Source organism: Holdemania sp., from assembly GCF_986127675.1.
The window spans coordinates 1-10,517 of the sequence record NZ_CFQZWI010000096.1 but is presented as its reverse complement, the minus strand read 5'-3'; the positions used below and the strand labels follow the sequence as shown (position 1 = coordinate 10,517).

Below are 10,517 nucleotides of genomic sequence, written 5' to 3'. Positions count from 1 at the left end.
AGTTCAGACGTGTGCTCTTCCGATCTCGGTGAAGCTGATCACTGCGGAAGACGGTCTGAATAAGGTGTCTGTAAAGATTGAGATCGACGAAGGGAAAACGGTCGATGCCATTTTGGTGAAATATGACAGCAACGAACAGGCTTTTGTGATGCAGCTGTTGACTTCCGGCGCGACCGTTACGGAAGAGATGCGCGTCGTAACCAGCGGTATGGGCGGCGTCTTTCCTTCCGGCTTGCTTGTCGGCACGGTCAGTAAGGTCGAGGAGCTGAGCAATGCGGTCGGCATGAATATTTACGTCCGGCCGGCTGCGGATTTTCAATCGTTTAACTATGTCTGCGTCGTCCGCCGCCAGGGGGCTTCGCAATGATTTACGAAGCGGCTTTCATCGGAATTTGCTTAGTTGCCGACATGATCCTCACGGCGCTGTTCCCATTTGATTTCGCGTTGATTCATTCAGTTTTTATTCCGTGCATGGGCTTTTGTGCGCTGATGCTGACGGTGCGGCAGAAAAATCTTCTGGATTCGCTGTTCATGGCGTTTGTGGCAGGGATGGTTTTTGATTTTCTCAACGCCGATCACTTCATGCTCAGCTCGCTGGTGTGCATGGCGTGCGCGTTTCTGATTCATATTTGGAGCAAGCATATCAGTTCTTCGTTATTAGAGCTGATGATTCTCTTACTTTCGATCATTTTCGTCAAAGAGCTTCTGATATACTTCTATATGACCGCAAGCAATCTGTCGGCGATGTCGCTGATGACATGGCTGAGCAAGCGTCTGGTAACGACGCTTGTCGGCAATCTGGCGCCGATCCTGCTTGTGATCTGGATGAATGATCAGCGGCAGACCCTGCAGATTCGGCGGGAGTCAATCCGCAGAAAAGGGGAGAAGCTCAGATGGGAACAGTTAAAATAATCGGACAAAACTCCGGACTCACGATTCGCATGGACTGCCGTCAATGGCAGGATCAGGCCGTCGAGCTGGAGGCCAAGCTTCGGCTGCTGAAGACCCGCGACGGTCATCCGGCCGAAGTTTTTTTTGACAGCGATCCGGGCGCGGAGCGGCTGAAACAGTTGTTTGAGATCCTGCAGGCGACCGGCTGCGTCTGCCGGGGACTCTATGTTCAGAAAAAACCGGAAGTCTCAGGTGATTTGACCGTGATCCGCGAACCGCTGCGGGCGGGCGAGGTGATTCAGTTGGAAGGTGCGGCCGTATTGCTTCACGATGTGCGCCAGCCGATTCAGATCGAAATGCGCGGCGGCGGGCCGTTGATCGTCCTGGGCACAGTTGCCGGGCAGATCCGCCTGCTCGATCCCGCCTGCCAGCTGATCGCGATGGGACTGGATCATGCCCGCGTCAAGATTTCAGACAGCGACTGGCAGATTCTGACAAATTTCGCGAAAGTCTGTGTGTATTATGAGAATCAGAGATGCATGAGTCTGAGTTTGAAGGAGGAAGAAGTGTGGCAAGGGTAATCATGATCACCAGCGGCAAGGGCGGCGTCGGCAAAACGACGGTCTGCGCCAACCTCGGCATCGCGCTGGCGTCATTAGGCAAAAAAGTATGTATGATCGACATGGATCTGGGCTTGAAAAATCTGGACGTGATGATGGGCTTGGAAAACCGCGTGTTCTATGACTTGAAGGATGCGGTCGAAGGCCGCTGTCCCCTGAGCCGGGCGATGATCCAGGACAAGCGCTGTGAAAATCTTTTTCTCATGGCGGCCTGCCGGACGGTCAATATCGGCCGGTTAAAGCTGGAAGATCTGACGACGGTGATCGATCAGCTGCAGGATCAGTTCGATTTTATCCTGTTGGACTCGCCGGCCGGGATTGAGCGCGGCTTCCAATATGCAATGTGCTGCGCGGACGAAGCGTTAGTCGTCGTGCAGCTGGATATCGCAGCTCTGCAGGACAGCGACCGCGTGATTGGAATTCTGTTAAAAGAAGGCAAGACGACGATCCGGCTGGTGATGAACCGCGTCAATCCCCGTTACATTGAAAAAGGCATTTCGCTAAGCGTCAAGGAAGCGGCGGACTGGCTGGGGTTGGAAGTGATCGGGTTAGTTTATGAGGATGAAAATCTGATCGCCTGCAACAACCGCGGCGTGCCGATGGCGTTCAAGCGCAGTACGATCACTTCGCAATGCTACACCGTGATCGCTCAGCGGCTGTTGGGCGAGAAAGCAGCGCTGCCGAAATTCAAAGAGAAAAACATCATCCAGAAATTGTTTGGTTAAAGATCGCCGCGGCGGTCTTTTTTACTTTGTCTCAGAGATAAAAAGCATCGGGAAATAAAGAAAGCAAAAAAATAACAAAAAATAATTTTTCCTATTTACAACAGAATAGGAGTAGTCTATAATGTGAACAGAAAACATATGAACATATATTCATATATAACGGAATTTCTGTTGGGTTTTCATCAGCCCTGTTCCATGATCGGAACATCCAACATTTTAGCTGGAGGAAAAAACTATGAAAACAGAAGTATATGCGCTGCCGGAACTGGATTGCCCGAATTGTGCGATGAAGGTGGAGCGTCAGGTCGGCAGAATCAAGGGATTGAACGAGGTCACCGTCGATTTTGTTCACAAAAAGATGATTGTTGAATTTGAAGGCGAATCCAGAAAAGAACAGATCATTCAGGCTGTGAAGAAGGTCGAGCCGGATATCCGCATCGTGGAAGTGACGGATAAAAAAGAAGCGGCGCCGCACAGTTCGCTGCCGTCTGAAAGTCAGAAATATGAACATCACCACAAACATTGTGACTGCGGTGAAGACCACGAGCATCATCATGGAGAGGAAGAATGCGGCTGTGGTCATGATCACGAACATCACCACAAACATAGTGACTGCGGCGAAGACCACGAGCATCATCATGGAGAGGAAGAATGCGGCTGTGGTCATGATCACGAACATCACCACAAACATAGTGACTGCGGCGAAGACCACGAGCATCATCATGGAGAGGAAGAATGCGGCTGTGGTCATGATCACGAACATCACCACAAACATAGTGACTGCGGCGAAGACCACGAGCATCATCATGGAGAGGAAGAATGCGGCTGTGGTCATGATCACGAACATCACCACAAACATAGTGACTGCGGCGAAGACCGCGAACATCATCATGGAGAAGAGGAATGCGGCTGTGGTCACAATCATGAAGCCTTGCCGGAAGTCGATCATTCGACAATGAAAGGTGAGCTGAAACTGCGCTTAGCCGGTCTGGACTGCGCGAACTGTGCAGCGAAGATCGAGCGGGCGGTGAATGTCCTGCCGCAGGTGCAGGAAGCCTCGGTCACCTTTTCTACACAGACGCTGCTTGTCGATGCCAAGCCGTCCGTGAACCGGACGGAGCTGATCGCTGCGATTGCGGAGGTTGTTAAGAAACTGGAACCGGAAGTCGACGTCGTGGAAATGAAGGCAGGCGCGAAAAATGCGGAACCGGAAGCGGCTCAGCCGGGCTTCTTCCGGCAGAACGCCAGGCTGTTGGCGGGCATCGTGTTTTTGATCGCCGGGATTTTCTTGCAGGAACAAAACTATGTCGTTTTGATTTTCCTGATCAGCTTCCTGCTGATCGGCGGGGAAGTCGTTTACAATGCGATCCGCAACGTTTTTCAGGGTGAATGGTTTGACGAAACCTTCTTGATGAGCGTGGCGACGATCGGAGCGTTTGCGATCGGCGATTACGTGGAAGGCGTCGCGGTTATGTTGTTCTATCAGATCGGCGAGCTGTTCCAGTCCTACGCCGTCAACCGCTCGCGCAAATCAATCGGTTCGCTGATGAATATCCGCGCCGACTATGCGACGGTACTGCGGGAAGGAAAAGAACTGCGGGTGGATCCGGAATCCGTAGCGATCGGGGAAACCATTCTGATTAAGCCGGGCGAGCGGGTGCCGCTGGACGGTATTCTGACCGAAGGCACAACGTCGCTGGATACCAGCGCGCTGACTGGCGAAAGTCTGCCGCGGGATGCGCGGAAAGGCGAAGAAATTCTGGCCGGCATGGTCAACCTCAGTGGCGTCGTGCAGGTAAAAGTCACCAAAGAATTCGGCGAATCGACGGTATCGCGGATTCTGGAACTGGTTGAGAACGCCAGTTCCAAAAAAGCACCGATCGAGCGTTTCATCACCAAGTTTGCCCGGGTTTATACGCCGACGGTCGTCGTGGCGGCAATTCTGGTCGCGATCATTCCGCCGTTTCTGCTTCAGATGGGATCGTTTGACGTCTGGCTGTACCGGGCGCTGACTTTCCTGGTCGTATCCTGTCCATGTGCACTGGTCATCTCGATTCCGCTGGGCCTGTTCGCCGGCATCGGCGGCGCCAGCCGGCAGGGAATTCTGGTGAAGGGCGGCAATTTCTTAGAAATTTTAAAAGACGTCGATACTGTCGTCTTTGACAAGACCGGAACGCTGACCGAGGGCAAGTTCAGCGTTACCCGGATTCAGCCGGTCCATGCCGAAGCGGACGCGTTATTGGAATTGGCGGCGTATGGCGAAGCCTATTCCACTCATCCGATCGCCCGTTCGATTGTCGCAGCCTATGGCAAACCGATTGACAATCAGAAAATCCGCCATTATCAGGAAATCTCAGGCCAGGGCGTCGAGGTGGAAGTCAACGGCCGGAAGCTGGCGCTTGGCAACGAGAAATTGATGCAGGCGCACGGAATCGATTGCCCGCCGGCCGATGAGATCGGTACGATCATCCATGTAGCCCGGGAGAGCGAATATCTGGGCTGGCTGGGGATCAGCGACGTAATCAAGGGCACAAGCAAGGCTGCAATCCGCCAACTGAAACAGGCGGGCATCCGCAACACCGTCATGCTGACAGGGGACAACCGCAGCGTTGCCGAAGCAGTTGCCGGCCAGATTGGAATTGATACCGTCTATGCGCAGCTGTTGCCGCAGGATAAGGTTGAACAGGTTGAAAAGCTTCTGGCGGCGCAGCCGGAAGGAAAAAAGCTGGCGTTTGTCGGCGATGGCATCAACGACGCGCCGGTGCTGGCCCGGGCGGATCTGGGGGTTGCGATGGGCGGCGTCGGCAGCGATGCAGCGATCGAAGCGGCGGATATCGTGCTGATGAAGGACGATCCGGCAGCGCTGGCGAGAGCAATTCAGATATCCCGCAAGACCCACGCGATTCTGCGCCAGAATATCGTGTTCTCTCTGGCGATTAAAATCGGCGTCCTGATTCTGACGCTGTTTGGGAAAAGCAACATGGGAATGGGCGTGTTCGCCGACGTGGGCGTGACGCTGCTGGCGATTCTCAACTCAATGCGGGCGCTGAAAAGCGGGCAATAAGGCATTTCATTCACCGGTATTTGCAAAAAATACCGGTTTTTACATTGTCCATCAATTAACTTGTGAAATTACGAAAGATTTTAATAACTGCCTGAATCAAATCCGGAAATTCCTGTTATACTGAAGTTACAAGAGGACTGAAAAGTCCGGAAGGAGGGTTTACTGATGTTTGATTTAACAGGAAAAATCGCCGTCGTCACCGGCGCGTCCAGCGGCTTGGGCGCGGATTCGGCCAGAGCTTATGCCGAAGCAGGAGCCAATGTGGCGTTATTGGCGCGCCGTCAGGATAAGCTGGAAGCCTTAGCCGAGGAATTACGGGCGAAAGGGATTGATGCGTTGCCGGTCGGCTGCGACGTCACCGACGAAGCCAGTATTGAAAAAGCCGTCAAGACCGTGATCGAACATTTCGGCCGCATCGACATCCTGCTCAATAACGCCGGGGTCGCCGTCCGCGGCGGAGTTGAAACGCTGAGTCAGGAAGACTGGGACCGCTCGATGAACATCAACGTCAAGGGGATGTACATGATGAGCAAATATGTGATTCCGCACATGAAAGCACAGAATTATGGCAAGATCGTCAACATCAGCTCGGTCAACGCTTTGATCGGCGACAAAAACGACATGTTTATCCGTCATGCCTACAATACCTCCAAGGCGGCGGTGCTCGGTTTGACACTGGGCATGGCTTGTTCCTACGGGCAGTTCAACATCACAGTCAACGCTGTCTGTCCGGGATTGTTTGAGTCGGAGATGACGCAGAACACGCTGTTCAAATCGGAAGCCTTCTTACAAGGCTACAGCGCCCAGTGTCCGATGGGACGTCCGGGCCGGCATGGAGAAGTCAGCGGACCGGTCCTGTTTTTCTCCAGCGACGCATCCAGCTATGTTACTGGCCAGCGTATTATCGTCGACGGGGGAACCTCGTTAGTATAAACCGAACGCATTAACTTATTTCTGCGGATCAGGACAGAAGATCTTGTTTCTTTTGTCCTTTCCTTTTTTCTCGGGGATCCTTGTTTGGATTCACAGCCGGTTGTTTCGGTTTTCTTTTGAACCTGATAATGATAAAATAAAGATACGCAGGGGAGGGATGTCCGATGGGGTGGCTGCATAAAATGAACGCTTATTTTAAAGAACAGCTGTCGCTGAAGAACTTGTTGAAGGTTCTGCTGATCCTGCTGATCCTGTACTTCCTTTCCCTGACCTCGAATGTCTGGATGAGCTGGCTGACGACGCTGCGGCTGATTCTGACGCCGTTTTTAGTCGGGTTTGGGATCGCCTATGTCGTTCATCCGTTTATTGAATTTCTGCAGAAGAAGGGCGTGTCGCGCAGGATTGCGATTCCGCTGGTCTGCCTGGGGATGCTTACTTTGTTGATCGGGATCTTGATGATGGTCGTGCCGATGGTCTACGACAAGACGACCGAGCTGATCAACTCGATGATTTCCGGCTTGAACTGGCTCTATCAACAATATGTGGAAATGAATGAAAACGCGCCGAACATCTTAGTCGCGGGGATTTTCCAGCAGATCACGACGCTGCTCAACGATACGAAAAGCTGGCTGCCGAACTTTTCGGCGCTGCTGCCGCAGCTGATTTCCAAGGTGCTTTCATTTCTGACCAACGCGGTGTTCGCGTTTATCATTTCGGTATATGTGCTGTTTGACTTTGAGAAGATCCGCAAGACGATTTTCAGCTTGGCGCGCACGATTGACAAGGAACTGCCGATCTATCTGAGCGCGGTGAACGCGGAAATCAGCGGTTATCTGCATTCGCTGCTGATGCTGATGGCGATCAAGTTTATCGAATATTCGCTGCTGTACATGCTGATCGGGCATAAGAGTGCGGTCACGGTCGCGCTTCTGACCTCCATCGGGTTGATCGTGCCGTATTTCGGCGCGACAGTCGCCAACTTTATCGGGATTTTGACTTCGCTCACCTTACCGCTGCCGAAGGTGTTGATCTTAATCGGCGGGATCTGCGTGCTGTCGATGGTCGATGCCTACATCATCGCGCCGATCGTGCATTCCCGCAGTTCGCAAGTACCGCCGCTGTGGACGCTGCTGTGTGTGTTTGCGGGCGGGATGCTGCTGGGACCAATCGGGATCATGATCTCGATCCCGGTATTTATGAGCCTGCGGGTGATCGTCAACCTCGTGCGTTTCCGCAATGAGCGCTATGACCCGCTGCCTTCAGAAGACGAATAAAGAACGGTTCGCCGTTCTTTTTCTTTTGCCTGTCCGCATACAGTAGTATCAGGGGAGGAGATCAGCCATGAGTGAGATCAAACATATCAGAAAACGCATATCCGCCCGCCGCAAAGCGCCGGGTCCGCGCGCCTATGAAGGGCCGGGAAGTCCGTTATTTACCCTTATTTACGGTCTGGCCATGCTGGCGATGGTTGGGGCCAGTCTGGGTTTAGGCTGGATGATCAACGAGAAGCAGCATTGGGTGGATCCTGAACCTGTCCTTCAACAGATCGAAGTGCTTTCAGAAAAGCTGCATTTAAAGTCTTTATCAGCCTGGCTGCCGTTTGAAAAGTGGTTTGGCAAGGATCAGCCGGTCGCGGCGGCGGTCAGCTATGAGCTGATTCAGGATCATTATTATAAACCCGCTTCCGGCAATCAGGTGCAGAGCATCGCTGAGGGCGTCGTCTTATACATCGGCGAACAGGAGAGCGGAGCGATTGTCATGGTGAAGCAGGATAACGGCGTGCTGGTGACCTATGGCGCGCTGCAGCAGGTCCAGATCCATCTCAACGACCGGATTTTAAAGGGCGCGGTTCTGGGCGCGGTGCAGGATGCGGTCTATCTGGAATTCAGCGAACAAGGCCAGCCGGTTACACTGGAGCGGGCGATGGGCGATGCCGGTTAAAATCAAAGTCAGCGGTTTTACCATCCTGGTGGCAGCCCTGGCTTTTTTTTCTCACGCCGTTGTGCCGCTCGGCCACATTTTCTTCATTCTGGCGCTGCATGAAAGCGGTCATGCGTTCTGGGCGTGGTTTTTCCATTATCCGATTCGCCAGCTGTCGATCCTGCCATTCGGGCTGGCGCTGACGCTGGAGCATTTCGGCGATAGGGATGCGTGGGAGGAACTGGTGATTCTGGCCGGCGGGCTGGCGATGCATGGCGTCATTCCCTTGCTTTATGGGGGATTGGCAAAACTGGGCTGGATATCGCCGGTCATGCTTGACTGGGTGCTGGATATCAATCGGTCGGTTTTTCTGTTTAACGTGCTGCCGCTGTATCCGCTGGACGGCGGACGGATCGTGCAGTCGCTGTGGCATTGCGTTCTGCCGTATCAAACGGCTCAGGCGCTGACGTATAGTTTATCGGCGCTGCTGATTCCGCTGGTATTTGTCAGATTGATGAATTGCAATCCGATGACGCTCGGGGTGTTCGGGTTTCTGTTTGCCGTCAACCTGATCAGCTGGCGCCAGCGGGCGTATCAGGCTGAGCATTTCTACCTGTACCGCCTGATCCATCCCTGTTCCCATCCGTTAAAGCTGCATCGTAAGCAGGATTTATACCGCCAGCGGCATAACGTCATCCTGGAGCCGGGGGGACTGCTTGATGAAAAACAATGGCTGGCGCGGCGCTTTGGCAAGGTCGAGCCGCTTCCATCCCAACCGCGTAGCTGGTTGATTTAAACAGGGAGTTCAGACGAGGAAAGGCTGTCGGAAAGAGGGTTTTTTTCAAGGCCGGAATATGCTATAATCCTAAAAGGAAGCGAGGAACATCCATGCGAAAGAAAATTACTCTTCTAGTTCTTCTGGGCTTGCTGCTGACCTCTTTAACCGGCTGCGCAACCGATAAGAAAAAGGTAGTATATACGGTTTATCCGTTAGGATATCTGCTGGAAAAGATCGGCGGGGACCGGATTGAGATCCAAAGTCTGCAGGACGATATGATCGTCCAGCGCGCGACGGCGGCCGGCGATTTGAAAGAACGCGTCAAGGACGCCGATTTAGTGCTGCACATCGGCCAGCTTGAGCCGTATTTCCAGCTTGTGCTGCCGGAAATCCGTTCGGCCAGTTCGGCGGCGGTCAAGGATTTGTCCGTCAATAATTCGATTTATTCGTTTAAACGTTATACCCGCGTCATCGCCAACGATGTCGAGCAGTTTGTCGAAAGCGCGTATTACAAGGGCGACGCCTTCGATTCGATCGACGTGAATGAAAAGGATCTGGCGTTGTGGATGGATCCGATCGCGATGACGAGCATGGCGAAGGAAATCCGCGACTGGCTGTGCGAGAATTACGTCGAGGAAAGCCGCTACTTTGAAGAAAATTACAGCCAGCTGGAAAGCGAGCTGGTGCGTCTGGACGCCGAATATCAAAGTCTGTCCAGCACGCTGAAAAATGAGAAGAAAACGATTAAATTCGTTTCGATGACCGCCAGCTTCGGCAACTGGCAGAAGACGTACGGCATTCAGGTCTATCCGGTGATTCTGTCAAAATACGGTGTGCTGCCGAATGAAAAGCAGCTGGATATCATCAAGACCAAGATCGTGGAGGACAACGTGAAGTATATCGCATATGAACCGAACATGACGGAGGATATGCTCGCTTTGTTCGATCAGCTTTCGGCTGAGCTGAACCTGCAGCGGGTGGATTTGAGCAATCTGTCGAGTTTATCGGCGGATCAGCGCGAGGATAATAAGGATTATCTGTCGATCATGGTCGAAAACCTGAATCAGCTGGAAAGCATGGCGGAGGACGATCTGACGCCTGCGGTTCAGGAGCCGGCGGCGGACGAGGATGAAGACGCCTGATCGGCGCATCGTATTTGGATTTCAGCGCGGAGGGAAAGTTCTCTTCGCGTTTTTATTTTAAGCGGCGGATTTTAAAGGCAGGCGTAATGAAAAATAAATGGAGCTGTGATTCTGGGATTGATGACTCAGAAGCTCAATTAACTCAGAAAGAAGAGAAAAGAGTTGAAATTCCGTCAGGAATGTCTATACTAAAGGTGTAAGGTGTTGCTGAAAGGCGGCACCCGTCATGAGCTACCGTTTACGGTGGCGTTGGACAGATGAGCGCTGACACTTCTTGCTGGATGGGACAGCGCTTTTCGTATTATAGAAGTAGGAATAAAGTATCCTACTCGATATAGAATTAGATGAGTATAAAATATTGAGATTGAGAAGAAATCATACAGGTGATGTTCAGTTAATCTTAGTATCTCATCGAGAGTATCAGAAGTTAGGATATAATATTCT

General features: G+C 52.5%; 10 protein-coding genes. All 10 read left to right on the top strand.

Annotated features, from left to right (window positions below):
* A partial coding sequence (locus tag AC5OW4_RS12455) for a rod shape-determining protein MreC (RefSeq protein WP_493677022.1) occupies positions 1–367 on the top strand: 367 nt, incomplete at its 5' end.
* Complete coding sequence (locus tag AC5OW4_RS12450) at positions 364–912, top strand: hypothetical protein (protein WP_072684231.1); 549 nt, start codon at positions 364–366, stop codon at positions 910–912. The genes AC5OW4_RS12455 and AC5OW4_RS12450, both read left to right, overlap by 4 nt.
* Positions 894–1,472, top strand: a complete 579-nt coding sequence (locus tag AC5OW4_RS12445; RefSeq protein WP_072684232.1) for a hypothetical protein — start codon at positions 894–896, stop codon at positions 1,470–1,472. Before AC5OW4_RS12450 ends, AC5OW4_RS12445 begins: the two co-directional genes overlap by 19 nt.
* Positions 1,460–2,236 carry a septum site-determining protein MinD gene (gene minD / locus AC5OW4_RS12440; RefSeq protein ID WP_072684233.1) on the top strand — a complete coding sequence of 259 codons (777 nt, stop codon included), beginning with the start codon at positions 1,460–1,462 and terminating at the stop codon, positions 2,234–2,236. The genes AC5OW4_RS12445 and minD overlap by 13 nt, the downstream gene beginning before the upstream one ends.
* A gap of 235 nt (positions 2,237–2,471) precedes the next feature.
* Positions 2,472–5,300, top strand: coding sequence for a heavy metal translocating P-type ATPase (locus tag AC5OW4_RS12435; protein WP_493677021.1), 2,829 nt, complete (start codon positions 2,472–2,474; stop codon positions 5,298–5,300).
* A gap of 165 nt (positions 5,301–5,465) precedes the next feature.
* A complete protein-coding gene (locus tag AC5OW4_RS12430; RefSeq protein WP_072684235.1) occupies positions 5,466–6,233 on the top strand; it encodes an SDR family NAD(P)-dependent oxidoreductase in 768 nt (255 codons plus the stop codon).
* A gap of 164 nt (positions 6,234–6,397) precedes the next feature.
* Positions 6,398–7,507, top strand: coding sequence for an AI-2E family transporter (locus tag AC5OW4_RS12425; RefSeq protein ID WP_083538492.1), 1,110 nt, complete (start codon positions 6,398–6,400; stop codon positions 7,505–7,507).
* Between the two features lie 67 nt (positions 7,508–7,574).
* Positions 7,575–8,174: a peptidoglycan DD-metalloendopeptidase family protein gene (locus tag AC5OW4_RS12420; protein WP_072684236.1), complete on the top strand. Its 600-nt coding sequence runs from the start codon at positions 7,575–7,577 to the stop codon at positions 8,172–8,174.
* Complete coding sequence (locus AC5OW4_RS12415) at positions 8,164–8,949, top strand: site-2 protease family protein (RefSeq protein ID WP_072684237.1); 786 nt, start codon at positions 8,164–8,166, stop codon at positions 8,947–8,949. The genes AC5OW4_RS12420 and AC5OW4_RS12415 overlap by 11 nt, the downstream gene beginning before the upstream one ends.
* A gap of 92 nt (positions 8,950–9,041) precedes the next feature.
* Positions 9,042–10,073, top strand: coding sequence for a metal ABC transporter solute-binding protein, Zn/Mn family (locus AC5OW4_RS12410; RefSeq protein WP_072684238.1), 1,032 nt, complete (start codon positions 9,042–9,044; stop codon positions 10,071–10,073).
* Positions 10,074–10,517: the final 444 nt, after the last annotated feature.

What these genes read in the sequence shown, in the direction of transcription:
- AC5OW4_RS12445 (WP_072684232.1), top strand. Translation starts at nt 894, where the DNA reads ATGGGAACAGTTAAAATAATCGGACAAAACTCCGGACTCACGATTCGC.
- AC5OW4_RS12410 (WP_072684238.1), top strand. Translation starts at nt 9,042, where the DNA reads ATGCGAAAGAAAATTACTCTTCTAGTTCTTCTGGGCTTGCTGCTGACC.
- AC5OW4_RS12435 (WP_493677021.1), top strand. Translation starts at nt 2,472, where the DNA reads ATGAAAACAGAAGTATATGCGCTGCCGGAACTGGATTGCCCGAATTGT.
- AC5OW4_RS12425 (WP_083538492.1), top strand. Translation starts at nt 6,398, where the DNA reads ATGGGGTGGCTGCATAAAATGAACGCTTATTTTAAAGAACAGCTGTCG.
- AC5OW4_RS12430 (WP_072684235.1), top strand. Translation starts at nt 5,466, where the DNA reads ATGTTTGATTTAACAGGAAAAATCGCCGTCGTCACCGGCGCGTCCAGC.
- AC5OW4_RS12420 (WP_072684236.1), top strand. Translation starts at nt 7,575, where the DNA reads ATGAGTGAGATCAAACATATCAGAAAACGCATATCCGCCCGCCGCAAA.
- AC5OW4_RS12415 (WP_072684237.1), top strand. Translation starts at nt 8,164, where the DNA reads ATGCCGGTTAAAATCAAAGTCAGCGGTTTTACCATCCTGGTGGCAGCC.
- AC5OW4_RS12450 (WP_072684231.1), top strand. Translation starts at nt 364, where the DNA reads ATGATTTACGAAGCGGCTTTCATCGGAATTTGCTTAGTTGCCGACATG.